The organism is Nevskia ramosa DSM 11499 (genome assembly GCF_000420645.1).
In the GTDB taxonomy this organism is placed as follows: Bacteria; Pseudomonadota; Gammaproteobacteria; order Nevskiales; family Nevskiaceae; genus Nevskia; species Nevskia ramosa.
Genome location: NZ_ATVI01000009.1, coordinates 155567 through 179317, shown reverse-complemented (window position 1 = coordinate 179317; position 23751 = coordinate 155567). Strand labels below are relative to the sequence as shown.

The 23751-nt window shown below is 65.5% G+C and carries 21 protein-coding genes; 8 read left to right on the top strand and 13 right to left on the bottom strand.

Annotated elements, in window-relative coordinates; genetic code table 11:
* Positions 1-3 precede the first annotated feature (3 nt).
* From G513_RS0116095 to edd, 3 genes are all read right to left on the bottom strand, one after another.
* The gene (locus G513_RS0116095; protein ID WP_022977889.1) at positions 4-396 is read right to left on the bottom strand and encodes a hypothetical protein; all 393 of its coding nucleotides are present in this window, start codon (positions 394-396) and stop codon (positions 4-6) included.
* A 202-nt stretch (positions 397-598) separates the two neighbouring features.
* Positions 599-1219: a bifunctional 4-hydroxy-2-oxoglutarate aldolase/2-dehydro-3-deoxy-phosphogluconate aldolase gene (gene eda / locus G513_RS0116090; RefSeq protein WP_022977888.1), complete on the bottom strand. Its 621-nt coding sequence runs from the start codon at positions 1217-1219 to the stop codon at positions 599-601.
* Between the two features lie 82 nt (positions 1220-1301).
* Positions 1302-3188, bottom strand: a complete 1887-nt coding sequence (gene edd / locus G513_RS23555; protein WP_051144473.1) for a phosphogluconate dehydratase — start codon at positions 3186-3188, stop codon at positions 1302-1304.
* 132 nt (positions 3189-3320) lie between these two features.
* Here edd and zwf point away from each other — a divergent pair, with 132 nt between their 5' ends.
* The 3 genes from zwf to G513_RS0116070 all read left to right on the top strand — a co-directional run bounded on the left by zwf (position 3321) and on the right by G513_RS0116070 (position 6981).
* A complete protein-coding gene (gene zwf / locus G513_RS0116080) occupies positions 3321-4781 on the top strand; it encodes a glucose-6-phosphate dehydrogenase (protein WP_022977886.1) in 1461 nt (486 codons plus the stop codon).
* 2 nt (positions 4782-4783) lie between these two features.
* Positions 4784-5509: a 6-phosphogluconolactonase gene (gene pgl, locus G513_RS0116075; RefSeq protein WP_022977885.1), complete on the top strand. Its 726-nt coding sequence runs from the start codon at positions 4784-4786 to the stop codon at positions 5507-5509.
* Between the two features lie 191 nt (positions 5510-5700).
* The gene (locus G513_RS0116070; protein ID WP_022977884.1) at positions 5701-6981 is read left to right on the top strand and encodes an OmpP1/FadL family transporter; all 1281 of its coding nucleotides are present in this window, start codon (positions 5701-5703) and stop codon (positions 6979-6981) included.
* A gap of 25 nt (positions 6982-7006) precedes the next feature.
* Here the strand turns inward: G513_RS0116070 and G513_RS0116065 are convergent, their stop codons facing one another.
* From G513_RS0116065 to G513_RS0116050, 4 genes are all read right to left on the bottom strand, one after another.
* Positions 7007-7426: a putative toxin-antitoxin system toxin component, PIN family gene (locus G513_RS0116065; protein ID WP_211219691.1), complete on the bottom strand. Its 420-nt coding sequence runs from the start codon at positions 7424-7426 to the stop codon at positions 7007-7009.
* Positions 7427-7454: 28 nt separating this feature from the next.
* Complete coding sequence (locus tag G513_RS0116060; protein WP_028475635.1) at positions 7455-7706, bottom strand: type II toxin-antitoxin system Phd/YefM family antitoxin; 252 nt, start codon at positions 7704-7706, stop codon at positions 7455-7457.
* Between the two features lie 172 nt (positions 7707-7878).
* Positions 7879-8667: a glucose 1-dehydrogenase gene (locus tag G513_RS0116055; protein WP_022977881.1), complete on the bottom strand. Its 789-nt coding sequence runs from the start codon at positions 8665-8667 to the stop codon at positions 7879-7881.
* A gap of 58 nt (positions 8668-8725) precedes the next feature.
* Entirely contained in the window at positions 8726-9493 is a 768-nt protein-coding gene (locus tag G513_RS0116050) for a glucose 1-dehydrogenase (protein ID WP_022977880.1), read from the bottom strand.
* Positions 9494-9682: 189 nt separating this feature from the next.
* Between G513_RS0116050 and G513_RS0116045 the strand changes: the two genes are divergently transcribed.
* Entirely contained in the window at positions 9683-11614 is a 1932-nt protein-coding gene (locus G513_RS0116045; RefSeq protein ID WP_022977879.1) for an adenine deaminase, read from the top strand.
* A gap of 8 nt (positions 11615-11622) precedes the next feature.
* A complete protein-coding gene (locus tag G513_RS23550) occupies positions 11623-12774 on the top strand; it encodes a HupE/UreJ family protein (protein WP_022977878.1) in 1152 nt (383 codons plus the stop codon).
* A 7-nt stretch (positions 12775-12781) separates the two neighbouring features.
* Here G513_RS23550 and malQ read toward each other — a convergent pair whose 3' ends face one another.
* Genes malQ through G513_RS25970 form a run of 4 tightly spaced genes read right to left on the bottom strand, consistent with a single transcriptional unit; the run spans position 12782 to position 19140 of the window.
* A complete protein-coding gene (malQ, locus tag G513_RS0116035; protein WP_022977877.1) occupies positions 12782-14854 on the bottom strand; it encodes a 4-alpha-glucanotransferase in 2073 nt (690 codons plus the stop codon).
* Between the two features lie 20 nt (positions 14855-14874).
* On the bottom strand, positions 14875-17019 hold the full coding sequence (gene glgX / locus G513_RS0116030; RefSeq protein ID WP_022977876.1) for a glycogen debranching protein GlgX: 2145 nt from the start codon (positions 17017-17019) through the stop codon (positions 14875-14877).
* On the bottom strand, positions 17016-18935 hold the full coding sequence (glgB, locus tag G513_RS0116025; RefSeq protein WP_245563136.1) for a 1,4-alpha-glucan branching protein GlgB: 1920 nt from the start codon (positions 18933-18935) through the stop codon (positions 17016-17018). The genes glgX and glgB overlap by 4 nt, the downstream gene beginning before the upstream one ends.
* A gap of 43 nt (positions 18936-18978) precedes the next feature.
* Positions 18979-19140, bottom strand: coding sequence for a hypothetical protein (locus G513_RS25970; RefSeq protein WP_022977874.1), 162 nt, complete (start codon positions 19138-19140; stop codon positions 18979-18981).
* 44 nt (positions 19141-19184) lie between these two features.
* Between G513_RS25970 and glgC the strand changes: the two genes are divergently transcribed.
* Positions 19185-20441, top strand: coding sequence for a glucose-1-phosphate adenylyltransferase (glgC, locus tag G513_RS0116020; protein ID WP_022977873.1), 1257 nt, complete (start codon positions 19185-19187; stop codon positions 20439-20441).
* Positions 20441-21883 carry a glycogen synthase GlgA gene (glgA, locus tag G513_RS0116015; protein WP_028475632.1) on the top strand — a complete coding sequence of 481 codons (1443 nt, stop codon included), beginning with the start codon at positions 20441-20443 and terminating at the stop codon, positions 21881-21883. Before glgC ends, glgA begins: the two co-directional genes overlap by 1 nt.
* Positions 21884-21892: 9 nt before the next feature.
* Here glgA and G513_RS0116010 read toward each other — a convergent pair whose 3' ends face one another.
* Positions 21893-22186, bottom strand: coding sequence for a hypothetical protein (locus G513_RS0116010; protein WP_022977871.1), 294 nt, complete (start codon positions 22184-22186; stop codon positions 21893-21895).
* Positions 22187-22189: 3 nt separating this feature from the next.
* Positions 22190-22882, bottom strand: a complete 693-nt coding sequence (locus tag G513_RS0116005) for a PP2C family protein-serine/threonine phosphatase (protein WP_022977870.1) — start codon at positions 22880-22882, stop codon at positions 22190-22192.
* 299 nt (positions 22883-23181) lie between these two features.
* On the opposite strand from G513_RS0116005, the gene G513_RS23545 reads away from it, so the two are divergent.
* Positions 23182-23742: a hypothetical protein gene (locus tag G513_RS23545; RefSeq protein WP_022977869.1), complete on the top strand. Its 561-nt coding sequence runs from the start codon at positions 23182-23184 to the stop codon at positions 23740-23742.
* The last annotated feature ends 9 nt before the right edge of the window (positions 23743-23751 follow it).

Genomic DNA, 23751 nt, shown 5'->3' with positions numbered 1-23751 from the left:
GACTCAGATCCGCAGACGTGCTGTGACGAGGTAGGTGCTGGAGCCCGGCGATGCCACAGCCGCAAGGCGGACGTGCGGTGGCGGGCGGTACTGCGATGGAACCGTGGCCAGTGGCTGCGGCCAGGCGGCCGGCAGGTGGACCGGCTGGGGATCGGTCAGCTGCGCGGCCAGATCATCCTGGTCGTCCGTCTGGCGCGGGTTGCGGCTGGCGACATCGAGCGAAACTTCGCAGGCCGAGCCGCGATCCTGGGGCGCTTCGCCGTGTGGGTCGGCGACCACTGCGTGCACCTTGCAGGGCTCGGCCGCCCCGAATCCCACCGCTTCGCAGGCGTACGCCACCCGCAACTGCATCAGCAGCGCAAGGATGACGACAACGAGGGCAGGAAGCTTCTTCATGGTGCAATGTCCGCACAGTTTCAGTGCATTGACTGCCCATGACAACCAAAGTTCAGCCTGTTTCGTTCAAATCAACGAATTTAATAAATACAAAACAATGATTTGACGAATCAATGACGACTTCTGTTCTCTTCACCGAGAAACCGTGAATGCACTATTAAAGTGCAAAACGCAGACGAAAATTGTCCCCGCGCCTGGTGAATCAGCGCAGCCTGCTGACAGCGCGCGCCAATTCGGTGATGCCGGCCCAATCGCCAGCGGCGACCATCGCCGGTGGCGCCAGCCAGGAACCGCCGACGCAGGCGACGTTCGGCAGCGCCAGATAGCCATGGGCGCTGGCGGCATCGATGCCCCCGGTCGGGCAGAACAGCACATCGGAAAACACCGAGGCCAGCGCCTTCAGCAGCGGGATGCCGCCGGCCGGTGCGGCAGGAAACAGCTTCAGCGCCCGGAAGCCGGCATCGCGCGCGGCCAGCACTTCGCTCGGCGTCATCGTGCCGGGCAGGAACGGCAGGCCGGACTTGTTGATCGCATCGAGCAAGGCCGGCGTGGCGCCGGGGCTGACGCCGAACTGCGCGCCGGCGGTGATCGCGGCGAGCACGTCGTCCGGGCTGGTCACGGTACCGACGCCGACGATGGCGTCCGGCACCGCCTTGCGGATGGCGCGCACGCAATCCAGCGCGATCGGCGTGCGCATGGTCACTTCGAGCACGCGCACGCCGCCATCGACCAGAGCCTGGGCGAGCGGTACGGCGTGGCGAATGTCGCTGAGCACGATGACCGGCATGACCGGGCCGGCTTTCATGATGTCGATGATCTGCATGCTGCGATTTCCGTTTTTGGTTTTATGTCATGGCGCGGATTCGCAGATCCGCTGCCTGCCCTGTTCAGCCCCTGCTCACCCTCTATTCAGCGCTCGGATTCTCGTGCTCGACCGGCCAGAGATCCGCCGTCACCGTCGGCGGTGCCAACCCGCCACCGAAGATCACGGCGCCAGTTTCCGCCGTGCTGACCATGGACCGTGCCGACGCGAACAGCTCGCGCCCCATGCCGCTTTCATTGCCGGACAGATCAGCCGTCGCCGGCAGCCGCGCCGCCCACTCGGCGGCATCGACCAGCGCTTCCAGCGTGCCGGCCTCGGCATCGAGACGGATCAGATCGCCATCGCGGACCCGATCCAGCGCGCCACCGGCCAGACATTCCGGCGACACATGAATCGCTGCCGGCACCTTGCCGGAAGCGCCGGACATGCGGCCATCGGTAACCAGCGCGACGTGAAAGCCTTCGTCCTGCAGCACCGCCAGCGGCGGCGTCAGCTTGTGCAGCTCCGGCATGCCGTTCGCACGCGGTCCCTGGAAACGAACCACCGCGACGAAATCGCGACGCAGATCGCCGCGCTTGAACGCCGCCTGCACCGCTTCCTGGGAATCGAAGACCAGTGCCGGCGCTTCGACGATCCGATGTTCCGGCTTCACTGCCGACACCTTGATGACAGAGCGGCCGAGGTTGCCGGTCAACCGGCGCAGGCCGCCATCGGCACTGAACGGATTCGAGACCGGGCGCAGCACGCTGTCATCGCCGGATAGCGCTGGCGCGTCACGCCAGACGAGCTTGCCCGCGGCATCAAGGAACGGCTCCTGGGCGTAGGCGGCCAACCCCGGCCCGGCCACGGTCTGGACATCGCCGTGCAGCAAGCCAGCGCCAAGCAGCTCGCGGATCAGATAGCCCATGCCGCCAGCGGCATGGAAATGGTTCACGTCGGCCTTGCCGTTCGGGTAGATGCGCGCCAGCAGCGGCACCACGGCGGACAGATCGGAGAAATCATCCCAGTCGATGATGATGCCGGCGGCGCGCGCCATCGCGATCAGATGGATCGTGTGATTGGTCGAGCCGCCCGTCGCATGCAGGCCGACGACGGCGTTGACGATGGCGCGCTCATCGACGATCGCGGCGATCGGCGTGTAGGCATCGCCGAGCGTGGTCAGCGCGGCGATGCGTTTGGCGGCGGCGGCAGTCAGCGCATCGCGCAGCGGCGTGTTCGGATTGACGAAGGCGGCGCCCGGCAGATGGAGGCCCATGACCTCCATCAGCATCTGGTTCGAGTTCGCCGTGCCGTAGAAGGTGCAGGTGCCTGGCGCGTGATAGCTCTGCGCTTCGGATTCCAGCAGCGCATCGCGGTCGACCTTGCCCTGCGCGAACAGTTGCCGGACCTTGGCCTTGTCGTCGTTCGGCAGGCCGGAGGGCATCGGCCCACCGGGCACGAACACCGTCGGCAGATGGCCGAAGGACAGCGCGCCGATGACCAGACCGGGCACGATCTTGTCGCAGATGCCGAGCATCAGCGCGGCATCGAAGGTGTTGTGGCTCAGCGCGATCGCGGTCGACATGGCAATGACATCGCGCGAGAACAAGCTCAGCTCCATGCCCGGCTCGCCCTGGGTCACGCCATCGCACATCGCCGGCACGCCGCCGGCGAACTGGGCGACGGCAAAGGCCTCGCGCGCGGCCTGCTTGATGATCGCCGGATAGCGCTCCAGCGGCTGATGCGCGGACAGCATGTCGTTGTACGCCGAGACGATCGCCAGATTCGGCCAGCGGCCGGCGCGCAGTTGGGATTTGTCGCCGCTGTCGGCTGCGGCAAAGGCGTGGGCGAGATTGGTGCAACCCAGACGGCCACGTGCCGTGCCGGATTCGCGCGCGGCATCGATGCGCTTCAGATAGATGGCCCGCAGCGCCTGGCTACGGTGCCGGATGCGGGCAGTGACAGCGGCAACGACCGGATTCAACGACATGATCACTCCGTGATGCACACCGATCGGATGGCAGGAAAGCAGCTAGCGAAACTCGGTGGCCTAGGGCAGGCAAGATAGCACTGCAAGAACGATGCAAAACCGTCACAAAACGGTCCACATTCCAGGAACCCCATGGCACAAGCACCCTGCTTCGATCTGGTTTTCTTCGGCGGCACTGGCGATCTGGCGCTGCGCAAGCTGCTGCCGGCGCTGTACTACCGGCACCGCGATACCAAGGACTGCAGCGGCTGGCGGATCATTGCCGTGTCGCGACAGCCGATGGAAACCGCGGCCTATCTGGAACTGGTCCATGAGGCCTTCCAGCGCTTCATTCCGGCCAAGGATTTCGATGAGGCGGGCTGGCAGCGCTTTTCCACCCGCATCGAATATCTGTCGCTCGATGGCCTGAACCCGGACGATTACGGCTTGCTGAGCCACACCCTCGCCGACTCGGCGGACCGCGTTCGCGTGTTCTATCTGTCGACCGCCGCCAGCCTGTTCGCGGCGATCTGCGAGAACCTGGCCAAGGCCGGACTGGTCACCGATCTGAGCCGCGTGGTGCTGGAGAAGCCGCTCGGCTTCAGCCTGGAAAGCGCCACCGCGATCAACGAAGCGGTGGGCCGGATCTTCCGCGAGCCGCAGATCTTCCGCATCGACCATTACCTCGGCAAGGAAACGGTGCAGAACCTGATCGCGCTGCGCTTCGGCAACTCGATCTTCGAGCCGCTGTGGCATCGCGCCAGCATCCGCGACGTGCAGATCACGCTGGCGGAAACGGTTGGTGTCGGCGATCGCGGCGAGTACTACGATCATTACGGTGCGCTGCGCGACATGGTGCAGAACCATGCGCTGCAACTGCTCTGCATCATGGCCATGGAGCCACCGTCATCGATCGATCCGGACGAGATCCGCGACGAGAAACTGAAGGTGCTGCGCGCGCTGCGGCCGTTCACGCCGGAAGACGTGCGCAACAAGATCGTCCGTGGTCAGTACCGCGCCGGCGCGATCGACGGCAAGGCGGTGCCCGGCTATCTCGACGAAACCGGCATCCCCGAAGGTTCGACCACCGAAACCTTCGTGTCGATGCGAGTCGACGTCGACAACTGGCGCTGGGCACGGGTGCCGTTCTACATCCGCACCGGCAAGCGCATGCAGGAGCGGATGTCGGAGATCGTCATCAACTTCCGCGCCGTGCCGCACGCCATCCTGCCCGGTAATGATGCCGGCGCGGTCAACCGGCTGGTGATCCGTCTGCAGCCGGATGAAGGCATCGAATTGCATGTGCTGGCCAAGGTGCCGGGCGCGGACATGCGGGTGAAGCCGGTGAAGCTCGATCTGGACTTCGCGGAAACCTTCAAGACCCGCCAGTGGGACGCCTACGAACGCCTGCTGATGGACGTGATCAGCGGCAACCTGACCTTGTTCATGCGCCGCGATGAACTCGATGCCGCCTGGCAGTGGGTGGACCCGATCCACGCCGCCTGGGCCGCAGGCTCCGAAGCGCCGAAGACCTACTCCTCAGGCACCTGGGGACCGACGGCATCGAGCGCCCTGATCGTCCGCGATGGTCTGAGCTGGAAGGAGGAAACCTGAGCATGGCCCCGATCGAGAACATCGAGAACATCGAGAATCGCATCGAACACCAGTTCGACGATGCCGCGACGGCATCCGAAACACTCGCAGCGCTGGTCGCGACACAACTGAGCGAAGCGCTGCAGACGCGCGGCATCGCCTCGCTGGTGGTCTCCGGCGGCAAGAGCCCGATCCCGTTCTTTGCCGCCCTTCGTGTGCTGCCGCTGGACTGGTCGAAGGTCTGGATCACGCTTGCCGACGAGCGCTGGGTCGAGCCCGCTTCCGCCGACAGCAACGAGCGCCTGCTCCGCGAACATCTGCTCCTCGATGCCGCCGCCGCAGCCCGTTTCGTGCCGCTGAAATCCGCATTCACGACTGCCGAAGCCGGACTGGCCGCCAGCAGCGCGGCCCTGGCGGCGATCCCGCAGCCGTTCGATGTCGTCGTCCTCGGCATGGGCGAAGACGGGCATACCGCGTCGCTGTTTCCGGGCACCAGCGGCCTGCCCGCGGCACTGCTCATGGACGATCCAACAGCACTGACAGCGATCACGCCGCTGACCGCGCCCCATCAGCGGATCAGCCTGCGGCTGCCAGCATTGCTCGACAGCCGTTGCATCCATCTGCCGCTGAGCGGTGCCAGCAAACTCGCCGTCTACCAGCGCGCGCTGGCCGAAAACGATCCGCTGCAATGGCCGATCGCCGCCGTGCTGCATCAGGCAAAAGTGCCGGTCAACGTCTGGCTGTCCTGAATCTGCGTCTGTGGGCGCGGAGGCCGTCACTCCCGGCTTCACCGCCATCGGGTAATCGGCCATACTGAACGCGGTGTTCATAAAGCGTTTACACGACGACTGATTGACGCCAGCGCTGACCTGCCGCCGGTCGTGCCCGTCAAACCACAGAACAGATCCGCCTTCGGGACGGAATCGATCAGGGAGCATTCATGAAACTGCCGTCGCCGCGTACCGGAGCCTTGCTGCTGTCCGCCACTTCCGCGCTGCTCAATCCGGCCTGGGCGGGCAATGGCCTGAACGTCACCGGCATCGGTGCGCAATCGCTGGCGATGGGCAGCGCCGATATCGCCGTGCCGGGCAGCACGACGGCGGTAGTACTCAACCCAGCGAACCTGACCCAGATTCCGGGCTCGCGTTTCGATGGTTCGATCGAGCCGTTCACGACGTTCGGCTATCACCACTCGGATGACCTGAACGTCAACCAGACCACCGACCAGCCCTATGGCGCGCTGCTGAATTCCAGCTACTCGACCAAGCTGTTCCGGCCCGATCTGACCTTCGGTATCGGCATGTTCGTCGCCGGTGGCGCGGGCTCGGAATACGAGGACATGAAGACGGTGTTCGGTACCACCGACGAGTACTCGGCGATCTTCGGCGTCACCAAACTGGCCGCCGGCATCGGCTGGCAGGTCACGCCCCGTCTGAGCCTGGGCCTTGCGCTCAATGCCTCGTACGCCTCGCTTCGCCAGAAGCTGTACCCGAAGACTTCCGATGCCGCGTCCGCCTTCTACGGCCTGCGTCTCGATGGCGCCGATGGCGTCAGCTACAACGGCCGCGTCGGTCTGCTGTATCAGGTGACCGACACGGTGAAGATCGGCGCCACCTATGCGACGGTCAACAAGCTCAAGCTGGAAGGCGGCGAACTGAGCGTCAACTACACCGCCATCGACCAGGGCGTGGTCCGCTATGGCGATGCCACGGTGAAAGGCTTTGCGCTGCCGGAAGACTTCGGCGTCGGCATTGCCTGGCAGGCGACGCCAACCGTGCTGATCGCCACCGAAGTCAACTGGCTGAACTGGTCCGGCTCGGCCAACAACATCACGCTCGACGCCCGCAGTCCGGGCAGCACCGATCCGGCCGTGCCGGCAACCGTCCAGCTGGTGCAGGCGCTGAACTTCCGCGACCAGTTGGTGTTCGCGCTCGGCATGGCCTACGACACCAGCCCCGAGACCCGGGTGATGGTCGGCGTCAACCTGGCGCGCAACCCGATCCCGAATGCCAACGTCACGCCGACGATCAACCTGACCCAGGAAATGGAACTGAATGCCGGCTTCCGCCGCATCCTGTCGAAACACTGGGAAATCTCGTCGGCGCTGCAATTCCAGCCGGGCAAGTCGGAAGCCGCGCGCAATCCTGCCCAGCCGTTCACCAACGCGCGCGAAGGCTATGGCGTGTTTGCGGTGCTGGTGGAAGTCAGCCGGCGCTGGTAGCCGGCTGTTACCGAGGCCTTGAGAATCAGCTACGAATTTCTCTCAACTCCTCTAGCGCCGCACGCGGACTCAAGATCACCGTCGGCCCGACAGCTTGCAGCACCAGCAGGTCGTCATCGCCGGTGATCAGCCGATTCGCGCTGGCCGCATGGGCTGCCCGGATGAAGGCGTCGTCGTCCGGATCACGAGACCAATGGTGTCTGGTCAGATCGTCCGAGATATCGGCCCACAGCGCGCTGGACCGCAGATCGCCGAGCAAAGCCTGGCGCTGTTCGAGAGAGATGTAGCGATCGAACTTCGGTTTCCAGACTCGCGTTTCAAGTTCGGCAAACGTCGCCTCGGTGAACACCAGCCGCGCATGCTGTAGCAGCCAATCGACCAATCCGGCAGGCAGCCCGTCAGGGACCAGCGCCGCGCTGATCAGCACATTGGTATCGACCACCACACGCGCATAAGGCGATTCGCTACTGGCTTCAGCTTTCATCGGCCAGTAGTTCAGCCAGGCCTTGTTCGGTCAGGCCGGCAGCACGTGCGCCTGCTGCCGTCTGCTGGACGGTCTGACGCAGGCGATCGGCATAGAAAGCGCGCATCGCTTCGTAATCGCGGGCACTGACCAGTACCCCCACCACACGATCGCGGCGGGTGACTTGCACCGGTTCCCGCTGCGCCATGTCGAGCAATTCACCGAAGCGGGTCTTGGCGTCGTTCGCGGTCAGGGTCTGCATGCTGGATCTCGTGGTCACTTCGGCGAAACCGGAGACAGCAGTATGCCCGAACAGTTCGAAACGAACCAATCGAACGATTCGATCGAATTTTCGGCCATCTTTGCGGCGAGATTTACCCCTCACCCAACCCTTTCCCCGGAAGGGGAGAGGGCTTTCGGCCGGCAACTGACGGCTAGGCTGCAGTCAAACCGCCATCGATCACCAGCTCCGAGCCATTCATCCATTTGGTGGCGTCGGAAGCCAGATAGATCACCGCATTGGCAACGTCGCTCGGCTCGCCGAAGCCCATCGGATGGATGCCCTTGACCGCCGCTTCGGCCGCCGCATAGTCCGGCGCGAGGCCGAGCTTGACGAAGTCCTGGACGAAGTTGGTGCCCATCTGGGTATCGACGACACCCGGATGCACCGAGTTGACCCGGATGCCGGTACCGAGTGCGGCACACTCGATCGCCGCCGCCTTGGTCATCAAGCGCACTGCACCCTTCGACGCGTGATAGGCGACATGCGCCGTGGTGCCGATGATGCCGGCGACCGACGACAGGTTGATCACCGAGGCACCCGGCTTCATCACCCGCAGCGCGTGCTTCATGCCGAGGAACACGCCGGTGACGTTGACCTCCATGACCCGCTTGAAGTCGTCGACCTCGCACTGGGTGATCAGCGCCGCGGTCTCGATGCCGGCATTGTTGACCAGCACCTGCAGGCCGCCGAGCTTGGCGACTGCGGCAGCGACGGCCTGCTCCCACTGCGCTTCGACGGTCACGTCATGGTGGAAGAACTCGGCCTTGCCGCCGGCCGCGCGGATGCGCGCCACCGTGGCTTCACCGACTGCATCCAGCACGTCGGTGACCAGCACCGCAGCACCCGATGCCGCCAGCGCTTCCGCCACCGCGGCGCCGATACCGCGGGCACCGCCGGTGACCAGCGCGACCTTGCCATCCAAACGAAAGGGGTTGCTCATGATTTTCTCCTCGCTGCACGATCTAGATTTTTGATTTTGGATAAGCAAGCAAAACGGCTCACTGCGCCGTGTAGCCACCATCGATGACCAGCTCGGAACCAGTCACGAACTTGGACTCGTCGCTGGCCAGATACAGCACGCCGTAAGCGACATCCATGACATCGCCGACGTGGCCGATCGGATGCAGGCTGTCGAGTGCGGCGCGGCCTTCGGCGACGTCGCCGATCGACTTCACGTAATCCTCGACCATCGGCGTCCAGATATAGCCCGGATGCACCGAGTTGACTCTCACCTTGAGGCCGTTCTTGCCGCAGTGCAGGGCGGCCGACTTGGTGAAGATGCGCACGCCGCCCTTGCTGGCGTTGTAGGCGGCGAGATTCGGATCGGCAACGATGCCTTCGATCGACGAGATGTTGATGATCGAACCGTTCTTGCCGGTCATCGCAGGGATCGCGTACTTGGTGCCGAGGAACACGGCATCGAGATTGACCGCCATGGTCTTGCGCCAATCCGCGAGCGTCGCCTCCACGGCGCTGCCGGGAATCGCGATGCCGGCGTTGTTGACCAGCACGTGCAGTGCGCCGAAACGTTCGACGGCGGCCGCGATCGCCTTCGGCCAGCTGGCTTCGTCGGTCACGTCCTGCTGGATGAAGATCGCTTCGCCACCCGCGGCCTTGATCGCCTTGACCACCTTTGCGCCGGCCGCGATATCGAGATCGCTGACCACGACTTTCGCGCCTTCCTTCGCCAGCAGCAAAGCACAAGCCTCGCCGATTCCTTTCGCGCCACCGGTGACCAGCGCCACCTTGTTACTGACTCGCGCCATGTTTCTTCTCCTCGCCGCTGTTCTGCTGTTCTTGGGATTGCTGTTTGAGGGAGCGACGCTAACAGGCGCTACCCTCGCCTCCCCTACACACACGGGTAGGGCCGCTCATGACAGGCGGTATGCCTATTGCCTGTAGCGAAGGAAGGCGTATTCGCGCCGTCCACCTTCAGCATCGGGAATCCCGTGTCCATGAAACCTCATCGCCTGCTGGCAGCGCTGCTGCCCGCCCTGATTCTCGGTCTGCACGGCTGCGGCAAGCGAGCCGAAGCGCCCTCGCCGGCCGCCAGCGCGACGGCACCCGCCCATGTGTTCAGCGACGAAATCCGCACTCGCCAGCAACTGGTGCAGGTGGCGCTGGCGCACGAGCCGGCGGACCTGATCCTGCGTGGTGCCACCGTGCTGAACGTGGTCACCCGCGAATGGCTGCCGGCGCAGGACATCGTCATCAAGGGCTCACGGATCGCCTGGGTCGGGCCGCAGGGCGGCTGGCCGGGCACCGCCACCGAGACCGTCGACGCCAGCGGCGAATGGGCAGTGCCCGGCTTCGGCGAATCGCACAAGCACATCGAAAGCACCTACCTGACGCCCGAATACGAAGCGGCGCTGGTGATCCCGCACGGCAACACCTGGACGGTCGAGGACAGCCACGAAATCTCCAACGTGATCGGCGAGCACAACGTCGATTTCTGGCTGCGCGCCGAACGTGCCGGCAGCCCGCTGAAGATCTTTCCGTCGATCGGCTCGGCGACGCCACCCACGGTCTACGAACACGGCGGCGGCTATTACGGCTACCGCGAGATGTCGGCGTTCATGGAAGCCGATCAGCGGGTGATCTCGCTTGGCGAAGTGATGGATTGGCCAGCGGTGAATGATCCGAACAACGGCGCCCATCAGCGCATCTGGGAAATGATCCAGGCGACGGTCGATCACGATGGCGTCGTCGAAGGTCACGGCGGCGGGCTGGTCAAGGCCGAGGAGATCAACGCCTTCGCAGCGGCCGGTCTCTCTTCCGATCACGAAGCACGGCTGCCGCAGGAAGCCTTCGACAAGCTGCGCCGCGGCGTCTTCATCGAATCGCGCGTCGATCTCACCCGCGTGCTGATCCCACTGCTGCTCAAGGAAAACCTGCAGGACTGGTCGAACGTCTCGGTCACCACCGACGATCGCGACGTGCTCGCCACCCAGCAGCTCGGCTCGATGGACTACAACATCCGCACCGCGATCGAAGCCGGCCTGGCGCCGGAGATTGCCTACCAGCTGGGCAGCTACAACACCGCGCGGCACTTCCACATCGAGCACTTGGTCGGCTCGATCGCGCCTGGCCGTTATGCCGACGTGGTGCTGCTCAGCGATCCGAAGACAGTGGCGATCAGCCGCGTCTACGCCAACGGCAAACTCGCCGGCAAGGGCAAGGACTACCAGCTGCCGATCCCGAAGATCGACTACCCGGACTGGGCGCTGCAGACGATCAAGCTCGGCCGCGAGATCGACGCCGCCGACTTCCGCATCGACGCACCCGCCGGCCGCAAGGACGTCAATGTCGCGCTGATGGAACCGTTCTGGTTCGCACCCGATTTCATCACCGACACCTTGCCGGTGCAGGCCGATGGCAGCGTCGTCGCCGACCCGGCCCGCGGCATCATCAAGGTGGCGCTGGTCGATCGCTACCACGGCACCGGCGCAGTCTCGAAGATGTTCTGGCGCAACGTCGGCCCGAAGACGCCGGGCGCCGCACTCGCCAGTTCGCAGTCGCACGACATGCACAACATCTGGGTCGCCGGCAACGACGACGCAGCGATGGCCTTGGCAGTCAATACCATCGCCGGCATGCACGGCGGCTGGGCGCTGGTCAGCGAAGGCAAGGTGGTGGCCAAGGTGCAGCTCGACATCGGTGGACTGATGACGGCGCGCCCGGTCAACGAAGTCGCCGGCGACATGGAACGCCTGCACCAGGCCGCCGATGCGATGGACTGGATCAACAATCCCGGCCTGCCGGATCGCATGCGCTTCGCCTTCCTCACTGCGTCGCCGTGGAAGTGGCAGCTGGTTGCGCCCTATGACGGCAATCCCGGCGGCTTCGTCAATGTGGTCACCGGCGAGACTCACGCGGTGATCTGGTAGCTGGCGTGATGCGCGCGTTGGTGCAGGCGGTTGGCGCGCTGCTGCTGTGGCTGCTGTTGTTCGGCATGGGCAGCGCGCCGCTGCAGGCGCATCTGCTGAACATGACGAAAGTGCAGCTGAACCTCGGGGCCGATGGCACGGTCGTCGTCGATCTGTCGCTGGACTTGACGCGTGCCGCCGAGGGTGGCGCGGGCTACTACCAGTTCAGTCGTTCCGCCACGCCGCTGACGGACGCAGCACTCGCACCACTGCTCGGCAGGCTGGCAATGGCCATCGACGTGCAGCTGGATGGTGCGGCGATTCCGCTGCAGGTCAGCGAGGTGCGCCTGCCGTCGGCGCTACCCGAGGCGGAGTTCCTGAGCCCGGTCGCCTGGCCGATGACCGAAATTCAGCTGCGCGGCTCGTTGCCGGCGAATGCAGGCGGCGCACTGCAACTGCGCTTCGATCCCGCGTTCGCGTTCGAGGAGCCGATCGCGTTGACCCTGCAACGCCCCGACAACGGCGGCCGCATGACGCGCTGGCTGGTCGCTGGTCAGCTGAGTCCGTTGTTCCCGCTCCAAGCCAGCGCTGTACCAGTTGCCACCGTCTCCGAGCCAGCGTGGCAGACGCTGGCTCGCTACCTGCGCTTCGGCTTCCTGCACATCATCCCGCGCGGCCTCGATCACATGCTGTTCGTGGTCGGGCTTTATCTGGGCACGCGCAAGCTGCGCAGCCTGCTCGTGCTGGTGACCACCTTCACCGTCGCCCACTCGCTGACCTTGATCCTGGCCAGCTTCGGCGCGCTGCGAGTGCCCGCGTCAGTGGTCGAACCGTTGATCGCGTTGTCGATCGCCTGGATCGGCATCGAGAATCTTCGCGCCGATCGTGATCGCGCCAGCCGCAGCCGCGTGCTGATGGTCTTCGCCTTCGGCCTGCTGCACGGCCTCGGCTTCGCCGCCGCGCTCAAGGAACTGGGCTTGCCGCCGTCGAACTTCGTCGGTGCGCTGCTCAGCTTCAATGTCGGCGTCGAACTCGGTCAGCTCGCCGTGATTGCGCTGGCCTTGCTACTGACATTCCGTTGGCGGCAACACGAGTCATATCGGCGCTGGATCGTACTGCCAGGTTCGCTGGCGATCACCGTGCTGGCGCTGCTCTGGGCGGGACAGCGCCTGATCGCTTGAGCGCTGCTCAGCCGACGCGGCGCATCGCGGCGATGTGCTTCATGCGGGCGGTGATCAAGTCGTCCTCGAAAGCTGTGGCCACCGGCAGACGCCGCCGCCAGTTCGGATGCTCGTCGATGGTCCCTGGCACGTTCGGCTGTTCGATGACGCCGAGCAGGTCCTCGAGTGGAATCAGCGCCAGCGGCGATGGCGTCGCCGCCACATAGGCGCAGGCGGCGTCGACGATCGTGGTCGGCGCATTCACTGCCGGCATCTCGCCCTTCGCGACCCCGGCATGAACGAAGGCCGCCCACAGCTTGCCGCGATCGATCTCGCGGCTGGCGCGGTCACTCGCCTCGCTCTGGCCTTCGCCATAGAGCGCGAGCTGGGCGCGCCAGTCGATGTCACGCGCGGTCCACCAGCCGGCGACAGTGGCCAGATCGTGCGTCGTGGTCATCGAAACCACGTCCAGCGGCCAGCGTGCCGGCTCGATGAACAGACCCCAGTCGCGCTCGAACCACAGCACTCGCATGCCGAGAATGCCGGCCGGGCTCATGCGTTGACGGAAGCCGTCCGGCACCGTGCCCATGTCCTCGCCGATGATCACCGCGCGGTGGCGCCAGGACTCCAGCGCGATCAGGCCGAACAGCGCGTCGATCGGGTATTGCAGATAAGCGCCTTCACGCGGCCCGGCGCCATCGGGTACCAGCCACAAACGACCGAGGCCGATGACGTGATCGATGCGCAGGCCGCCGGCATGGCGCAGTTGCGCGCGCAGCAGTTCGAGGAACGGCGCGTAGGCGCCGTCGATCAGGGCACGCGGCGAATACGCAGTCAGGCCCCAGCACTGGCCGAGCGCATTCAAGGCGTCCGGCGGCGCGCCGACCGACAAGCCCTGAAGGAAATCCTGCGGCCGGCTCCAGCCGTGACTGCCGCCGCCATCGGCACCGACCGCGAGATCGCTGATCAGGCCGATCGCCATACCGCCGGCTTTCGCGGCCGTCTGTGCGCCCTTCAGGCCCAGATCGGCCAGCCACTGCAGACGTAGATGGAAGGCGACTTCATCGGCCTGCGCTTCAGCGAACGCGGCGACCTCGACACTGAGCGGATCGCGGAACGGTGCCGGCCAGTCCTGCCAGTGCCAGAGCGGCGGCGTCTGCGCGAGGAAATGCGCCTGCAACGCTTCGAAGCGGGCGTGATCGCGCAGGCTGGCACCGCCATCGGCGACGAAGCGCGCGCAGTCTTCGCACTGCGTTTCCGGCAAGGCATCGAAATCGGCGAGCAGCACACGCGCAAGCCGCAGCCGGATCTTTGCGGCAGCCGGCCAGTCGACCAGAGGCTCGGCTTCAAGCCGCGCGCTTTCCTCAAACAGACCTTCAGCGGCCAATGCGGCATCGACGGCCGCGCGGCCGAACACTTCGGCGAAATCGACGTGCAGCACATTCAGGAACAGACGGCTCGACGGCGAGTACGGACTGAAGCGCTCGACATCGGCGGCAAACAGCGCATGCACCGGGCTGACCGCCAGCGCATCGGCGCCACGTTCGCCGAGGCTGCGCACAAAACCCGCCAGACCGGCATAGCTGCCGATGCCGCCATCGCCGGCCGAGCGCAGCGAGTAGATCTGCGCGGTCAGGCCCCAGAGGCGACGCTCGCCGACCAGATCCTGCACGGTGAAAGCCCGCGGCGGCACCACGGCGAGCTGCACCTGCTGGCCGTTGAGGCTCAGCGCGTGATAACCGATCGTGTCGAAGGGGCCGATGCTGCAGAGGCCATTGCTGCTGCAGACGGCGCTGCCAGTCAGCCTTGCACCGCTTTCCAGAATCAGCGTGTAGGCACGCGCAGCTTCATCGGCGATACGGCCGACTTCGACAGTCTCGCCAGCCCGTACCACCAGCATCGGCGCCAGCCGCGCGTTGTCGCGTTCGGCGCCGAGCCTGTGCAGTTCCCGAACGCAGGCTTGTTCATCGTCCACCTGATAGCCGAGCGCGCCGAGAACGGCCTGCAAGGTCGTGAGGCTGACTTCGCGATGCACGCCCTGCCAATCGATCCAGTGCGTCGCAAGACCGGCAGCGATGGCGAGTTCATGCAATGCGGACATCGTTCAACGCTCCGATGAGCTCAGGTGGGTGGGTCCGCTGCGGGTTGAGGCATCGCCGAGGCAGTGATCAGGACAACGCTGTAAGCGGCGACTATCAGGCTGTCGCCCTCGACGATTGCTTCCGCAGCTTCGGGAGCAGCACTGTCTGTCAGCAGGCGCCATGCCAGATGCGGTTCCGGCAACAGGAAAGTAGCGTCATCAGACGATCCGTTGACCAGCACTAGGCTGACATCGACGATGCCGCCTTCGGGCTGGCCATCGGCGAGCACTGCGCGACGCAGGATCACGCGGCGGCCGTGCATGTCCTGCCAGGCTTCCGGCGTCATCTCATCGGCGCGTTCGTCGAACCAGGCGATGTCGGCAATTCCCGGCAGAGGCTCGCGCTGGCCGTGTAGGAATTGCTCGGCACGCAGGGATGCATGCGCTTTTCGCGCTGCGATCAGGCGCGCGACGAAAGCAGTCTGCAAGCGGCCTTCGGCACTGTCGGCCCGTTGCCAGTCCAGCCAGCTGGTCTTGTTGTCCTGGCAGTAGGCGTTGTTGTTGCCGCTCTGCGTCTGGCCGAACTCGTCACCGGCCAGCAGCATCGGCGTGCCGTGTGCGGCCAGCAGGGTCGACAGCAGCGCGCGGCGGATACGGCCGCGCTGGTTATTGATGGCCGGATCGTCGGTCTCGCCTTCGACGCCCCAGTTGCAGCCGTGGTTGTCCGAATGGCCATCGCGGTTGTCCTCGCCGTTGGCGAGATTGTGCTTCTCGGTATAGCTGACCAGATCGGCAAGCGTGTAGCCGTCGTGTGCGGTGATGAAGTTCAGCGAAGCGGCCGGCCGACGGCGATCGTGATCGAACAGGTCGGCCGAGCCCATCAGCCGTGCGGCGAGCGCCGGGCGCATCGCGCTGTCACCGCGCCAGAAGCGGCGAACGTCGTCGCGGAAGCGATCGTTCCACTCCGAGAAGCCGGGCGGATGGCGGCCGAGCTGGTAGCCGCCGGGGCCGATGTCCCAGGGCTCGGCGATCAGCTTGACCCGGCTCAGCACCGGGTCCTGACGGATGGCGTCGAAGAAGCCGGAGCCGGCATCGAAACCGGTCGGCTCGCGGCCGAGCGTCGAACTGAGATCGAAACGGAAGCCGTCGACATGAAACATCTGCACCCAGTAACGCAGCGAATCCATCACCAGCTGCAGCACGCGCGGATGGCTCAGGTTCACCGTGTTGCCGCAGCCGGTGTCGTTGATGCAGTGGCGCTCGTTGCCGGGCAGCAGGCGGTAATAGCTGGCGTGATCCAGGCCGCGGAAGCTCAGGGTGGCGCCGAGTTCGCTGCCTTCGCCGGTGTGGTTGTAGACGACATCGAGGATCACTTCGATGCCGGCCGCGTGCAGGCGCCGGATCGCCGTACGCAGCTCGCGCAAACCATCTTCGCCGGCATAGCGCGGGTCCGGCACGAAGTACGAAAGCTGGTTGTAGCCCCAGTAATTGCGCAGCTTCCTGGCCAGCAGCACTCTGTCCTGGACGATGGCGTGGATCGGCAGCAGTTCGACCGCGGTGATGCCGAGCTTCAGCAGGTAATCGATCGTGCGCGGATCGCCGAGCGCGGCGAAGGTGCCGCGCTCCGGAGCACGGAGATCATCGCGGCGCATGGTCAGGCCGCGCGGATGCGCTTCGTAGATGACCGTCTTCGACCACGGCACGTTCGGCGGGCGATCGTCGCCCCACTCCATCACCTGCTCGCAGACCACCGCCTTCGGCATGCCGGGCGCGCTGTCGCGGCGGTCATAGGAAAGATCGACCCGCGGCGAACCAACGCGGTAGCCATACAGCGCATCGGACCAGACCAGCGCGCCAGCGAGCTGCCTGGCGTAGGGATCGAGCAGCAGCTTGGTCGGGTTGAAGCGATGGCCGCGCTGCGGCTCGTAGGGGCCGTGGGCGCGATAGCCGTAAAGCTGGCCGAGCCTGGCGTTCGGCAAGTAGCCGTGCCAGACCTGATCGGTGCATTCGGGCAGCGCCAGACGTTCCAGCTCGCGCTTGCCGGAAGCATCGAACAGGCATAGCTCGATCTTTTCCGCGTGCGCGGAGAACACCGCGAAGTTGACGCCGCTGCCGTCCCAGGTCGCGCCCAGCGGATACGGCTGGCCGGGATCGAGACGCCGCTGCGACGTGCCAAAGCCGGTCACGACTGAGCCACCAGCAGCAGACAGGCGAGCGGCGGCAGGCTCAAGGCAAGGCTGGCCGGCCAGCCGTGGCTGGGCTCGTCGAGCGCTACAAGATCGCCAACGTTGGCGACATCGCTACCGCCGTAGTGCGTGGCATCGCTGTTCAAGCGCTCCTGCCAGACGCCGGCTTTCGACACGCCGACGCGATAGCCATGCAGCACTCGCGGCGTGAAGTTGCAGATCATCAGCACGGCCGGCGCGGCACCCGTCGGATCGAAACGCAGCCAGGCGAACACGCTGTTGACCGTGTCGTCGACCACCACCCAGCGGAAGCCGCGCGCGTCGCAGTCGCCGCGATGCAGCGCCGGTTCACTGCCGTACAGCGCGTTGAGATCGCCGACCCAGCGCTGCAGGCCCGCCTTCCTCGGATCAGACAGACCCGCCCAGTCCAGCTGGCTGTCGTGATTCCACTCGCGTTCCTGGGCGATCTCGCCGCCCATGAACAGCAGCTTCTTGCCCGGATAAGCCCACATCAGCCCGTAGTAGGCGCGCAGGCCGGCGTGGCGCTGCCAGGCATCGCCGGGCAGCTTGGCAACCAAGGCTTTCTTCAGATGCACGACCTCGTCGTGCGACAGCGGCAAGACGAAGGCTTCGGCATGCGCGTAGGTCAGGCCGAAGGTGATGTCGGCGTGATGCCAGCGACGCTGCGCGTGATCGCGCGCGAAATACTGCAAGGTGTCGTGCATCCAGCCCATGTTCCACTTGTAAGCAAAGCCGAGGCCAGAGGACGAGGTGTCGGCAGTGACGCCGGGCCAGGAGGTCGACTCCTCGGCGATGACGATCGCGCCCGGACAGCGCTCGGCGACCACGGCGTTCAGCTCGCGGACGAAGGCGATCGCTTCGAGGTTCTCGCGGCCGCCGTGGATGTTCGGAATCCACTGGCCGGCTGGCCGCGAATAGTCCCGGTGCAGCATCGAGGCGACGGCGTCGACTCTGAGTCCGTCGATGCCGTAGTGCTCGATGAAATGCAGTGCGCTGCCGATCAGGAAGCCACGCACCTCGTTGCGGCCGTAGTTGTAGATCAGCGTGTTCCAGTCCGGGTGATAGCCCTCGCGCGGGTCTTCGTGTTCGTAGAGCGCGGTGCCGTCGAAGCGGCGCAGGCCGTGACCGTCGGCCGGGAAATGCGCCGGCACCCAGTCGAGAATCACGCCGATGTCCGCCGCATGACAGGCGGCGACGAAGCGGCCGAAGGCTTCCGGCGTGCCGTAACGCGCGGTCGGCGCGTACAGGCTCAGCGGCTGATAACCCCAGCTGCCACCGAACGGATACTCCATCACCGGCATCAGCTCGATGTGGGTGAAGTTCAGCGATGCGACGTAAGGCACCAGGCGTTCGGCGAGCTGATCCCAGTCCGGCGCTGGCCCGCTGCCGAAATCATTGCGCTGCCAGGAACCGGCATGGACTTCGTAGATGGCGATCGGCGCGTCGCGGCGCTGTCGCTTGTCGCGGTCCGCCAACGGCGCAACCGGCAGTGAAGCAGCGGCCACGATCGAAGCCGTGCCGGGCGGCACTTCGGTCTGGCGCGCAAACGGATCGGCCTTCAGCACCCGGACGCCGTCGCGGTCGATGACCTCGAACTGGTACAGCGCGCCGACTTCGAGACCGGCGACAAACAGTTCCCAGATGCCGGCCTCGGGCCGCAGCTGCATCGCATGATTGCGGCCATCCCAGCCGTTGAAATCGCCGACCACGGCAAGCTGCCTGGCATTCGGCGCCCAGGCTGCGAAACGCACGCCGGGCAGCTCGTCGACGACCATCGGCTGCGCGCCCATGACTCGGCCGAGCTCGCGGTGCCGGCCTTCGGCAAACAGATGCAGATCGAGTTCGCCGAGCAGCGGCGCAGGGCATCGTGACGGCGGGGTGACGGGTCGGCTCATCGGCATTCGGTTCGTGGAATCGCGTTGCTCATGCGCCCGATGTTCACATGGCTGGACGGTGATCAGAGCCGGCAGCGGCCGCGATCGTCCATGGCATCGAATTCGCATGCATCGTGCCGTCGCACCATCGCGGTGCGCAGCCTGCAGCAAAGCCGCCAGACCCGACAATGGCAATGGCCGTGATGAACGGCACCGTCAGCGTCATGCGCGGCGGTCATAATCCAAATACATGCAGAGGAGACAGCGTTCTTGTCCACGCAGCCTGAAGTGCGTTTCGTCAGCCGCGCCACGCGCGAAACCCTGGCCCTGGTGATGGCCGGAGGCCGCGGCTCGCGGCTGATGCAGCTGACCGCGAATACCGCCAAGCCGGCCGTGCCGTTCGGCGGCAAGTTCCGGATCATCGATTTCACCTTGTCGAACTGCATCAACAGCGGCGTGCGCCGGGTCGGCGTGCTTACCCAGTACAAGAGCCACGCGCTGATCCGCCATCTGCAGATGGGCTGGGGTTTCATGCGCGGCCAGTTCGGCGAGTTCGTGGAACTGCTGCCGGCCGAGCAGCGCAGCGAAGGCATGAGCTGGTACACCGGCACTGCCGATGCCGTATATCAGAACATTCCGTTCATCCGCACTCATCAGCCCGCGCATGTGCTGATCCTGGCCGGCGATCACATCTACAAGATGGACTACGGCCCGATGCTGGCGCAGCACGTGGCCACCGGCGCGCAGGTGACGGTCGGCTGTCTGGAAGTGCCGCTCAAGGACGCCACCGAGTTCGGCGTGATGACCATCGGCGACGACAAGCGCATCGTCCGCTTCGATGAGAAGCCGAAGAATCCGCAGCCGATGCCGGGCAAGTCGGACGTCGCGCTGGCGAGCATGGGCATCTATGTGTTCGATGCCCGCTTCCTGCTCGACTTCCTCAACCGCGATGCCGGCGTCAGCGAATCCAGCCACGACTTCGGCCACGACATCATCCCCAAGGCGATTGCCGAAGCGGCGGTCTACGCCTATCCGTTCCGCGATCTTTATGACGGCAGCAAGCAGGGCTACTGGCGCGATGTCGGCACCGTCGACGCGTTCTGGCAGGCCAACCTGGAGCTGACCGATGTGCTGCCCGAGCTGAACCTGTACGACGAGCGATGGCCGATCTGGACCCACGCCGCCCAGTTGCCGCCGGCCAAGTTCATTCTCGACAAGCCGGGCGAACGCGGCTGCGCGATCGATTCGATGGTCAGTGCTGGCTGCATCGTTGCCGGCGGCGAAGTGCGCAACTCGGTGCTGTTCAACAACACCCGGGTGGAGACTGGCAGCAGGATCAGCCAGTCGGTGCTGCTGCCCGGCGTCACCATCGGCCGCAACTGCGTGATCAACAAGGCCGTGATCGACGAAAACTGCGTGGTACCGGACGGCACCCTGATCGGCGAGAACAGCGGTGGCCCGGCCAGTTACTACCATGTGACCAAGAGCGGCGTGACTCTGGTGACCAAGGAAATGCTGGAGTCCTGATGAAGGTTCTGTTTGCGGCCAGCGAAGCGCTGCCGCTGGTCAAGACCGGTGGCCTCGCCGACGTTGCCGGTGCCCTGCCCGGCGCGCTGGCTGCGCTCGGCGTCGACATTCGCGTGGTGCTGCCAGCCTATCGCGGCACCCTGGACAAGCTCGAATCGCCTACCCGGCTCGGCGAGTTGAAGGTCCGTGGCCAGCCGTTCGTGATCTGGCAGGGCCGCGTGCCGGGCTCGCCGGTGCTGCACTGGCTGATCGACTATCCGCCGCTGTACGGCCGCGAAGGCGATCCCTATCACTCCCGGCAGCATCAGCCCTGGCCGGACAACGCCTGGCGCTACGGCTGCTTCGCCGAAGCCGTGGCGCGGCTGGCGCTGGGCGAAGGCACTGGCGGCTGGAAGGCCGATGTCGTTCACGGCAATGATTGGCAGACCGGCCTCACCGCGGCCTGGCTGAAGCTGCGCGATCCTTCGCCGCGCTTCGTGTTCACCATCCACAACCTGGCCTACAGCGGCCTGTTCCCGCGCAGCGCCTTCGAAGCGCTGGGCCTGCCGCCCGGCTGGTGGGCGATCGACGGCCTGGAATTCCATGGCCAGATGTCGATGCTGAAAGCCGGCCTGTACTGGGCCGATGCGATCACCACGGTCAGCCCGAACTACGCCCGCGAGATTCGCAGCCCGCGCTTCGGCCATGGCTTCGATGGCCTGCTGGAACATCTGTCGCCACGGCTCAGCGGCATCCTCAACGGCATCGACGATGCCGTGTGGAATCCGGCCACCGATGGCCATCTCGCCCAGACCTACACCGCTTCCAGCCTGCGTCCCGGCAAGGCCGCGAACCGTGCCGCGCTGAGCGCCGAACTGGGCTTGAGTCCGGGTCTTGGCCATGAAAGCCCGCAGACGCTGATCGGCATCATCGGCCGCCTGACCGAGCAGAAAGGCTTTGACGTCGTGCTGCAGGCCCTGCCCGAATTGATGCAGCTGCCGATTCAGCTCGCCATGCTCGGCGCCGGCGAGCCGGAACTGGAGCGCGGCTTCGCGAAAGCGGTCGCCCAGTATCCGGGCCGGATCGGTCTGAAGCTCGGCTACGACGAAGGCCTGGCCCATCGCATTGAAGCCGGTGCCGATCTGTTCCTGATGCCGTCACGCTTCGAGCCCTGCGGCCTCAACCAGATGTATAGCCAGCGCTACGGCACTGTGCCGGTCGTGCATCGGGTGGGCGGGCTGGCCGATACCGTCGTCGATGCGACGACGCGCACGCTGAAGAACGGCACGGCGACCGGCGTGGTGTTCGACGATGCCGATGCCGGCGGTGTGCTCTATGGCATACGCCGGGCGCTGGAACTGCTCGCCGATCCGGTCGCCCGCGCCGGCCTGCAGCACAGCGGCATGAATCGCGATTTCACCTGGGCGAATTCCGCCAGGCAGTACCTCGCGCTGTATCGCTGAGTCGCCGAGTCAGGCCAGCACGCCGAACAGCGCGACTGCCAGCAGCAGAACCAGTAGCAACACCGCTGCCGCCACGGTGCCGCGACGGGATCTGCCTTTCTCGGTCCTCGGCAATGTCACCGGCGGTTCCGCGGGCCGCTCGAGGCCCGGTCCGGCCGTCGAAGCTGCAGCCACCGTCGTCATCAGCGCCGCCAGCAACTGCCGCCGCTGCAGCCGGAACTCGGCCATGCTCAGAGCGCCCTCGCGCAGCCGCTGCGCCAGCGCCATCAGGGCTTCGTTGAATTCGACGAACCGAGCTTCCATCGATCAGACCGGCGCTCGGATCACGATCGCCGAGACATTGTCGCGGGCGCCGCGGGCCAGGCAACAGGCGAAGATGTCGTCGATCGCGGCTTCTGCCGAGGATGCCGCTCCAAGCACCTCCGCCAGTTCCTGATCGGACATTTCCTTGTTGACGCCGTCGGTGCACAACAGCAACTGGGTGTCCGCTTTCAGCGCCACCGCCAGCCAGTCGATCGACAGCACCTGATCGGCGCCGATCGCGCGCGTCAATACGCCGGCTCCGGCCTGCGAAGTGCTACCCAGCGGCGGGGCATGCGCGTGATCGACCGTCAGCTGACGCAACTGACCGCCCTCGTAGCAGTAGACGCGGCTGTCGCCCACCCAGCCGCAGAGACCGACGCCATCACGAATCAGGGTCAGCGCCACCGTCGAGCCGATCAGGTCGACGCGTCGCTGTTGCGCCAGCAGACGCAGTTCCTCGTGCACGGCCAGCAAGGTGTCGTCGATTGCATCAACAGCGTCCGGGGCCGACGAACCGACCTCGATCGCCCCCAGCCGCTCGGCAATCAGCGCGCTGGCGACGTCGCCGGCGGAATGCCCGCCAAGACCATCGGCCACCACCCAGAGCCGGGCGTCGTCGCGGCTCAGGATGGCGTCCTCGTTACGTTTGCGAATCTTGCCGAGATCGGTGCGGCCTGCCGACTGGAAAACACTCATGTGCGCGCGGCCACTTAGGAATATGGCAACTATCGTACAGCGGGCCTGTGCCGCGAATGGCCGCCGTCGACCGGCAATTGCCGACAAATTGCCGGCAAATTGATGGGCGCCCCCACAAAAAGCCGGCAATCGCGGGTTTTCGGTCGCGGCCGTTGCTCGTTGGCGATGAGCGGTTCTGTCACCGGCCGTTCTCAGGTGAAGGAAATGTCATTTCCCGGTCATCCAGTAGGGCTAGCGTGCCTTCGTCCGATCTGCGGATCGACGGCTGTCACCTTGTCCCCCAATCCAGGACCATTCCCTTGCCAGCAGACTCCGGCATCCACTTCCCGGCACTCCTGAAAGCCCTGGGCATCAGCGCCCTGCTGCTAGGTGCCAGCGGCTGTTCGATGGCGCCGCTGCAGCCACCTGCACTCACGAATGCGCCTGTGGCCGCACCGGCCACCGCGCTGTCGCTGACCGAGCTGTATCGGCTGCCGGTGGGTCCCTATGGTCTGGAGCCGACTGAAAAGCTGCTGTCGCTCGATCATCAGCGGGTCCGCATCCAGGGCTACATGGTCCGCCAGGACGAGCCTTATGAAGGCTTGTTCCTGCTGGCCTCGCAGCCCGTCAATCTGGCTGAACGGGCCGATGGTGGTGCCGACGATCTGCCGCCCGGCACGGTGTTCGTGCACCTGCCCAGCGGCAACGCCAGTGAAATCCCGGCGTACCGTCCCGGCCCGATCGCGGTGACCGGCGTACTGGATCTCGGCGCCCGTCAGGAGAGCTTCGATCGCATCTCCTATGTGCGGCTGCAACTGGATGCGCTGGCCATCGACGTCCCGTCCAGCCCCTTGGCCAGCGCGGCAGCCGGTCGACGCTGACCCCTTTCA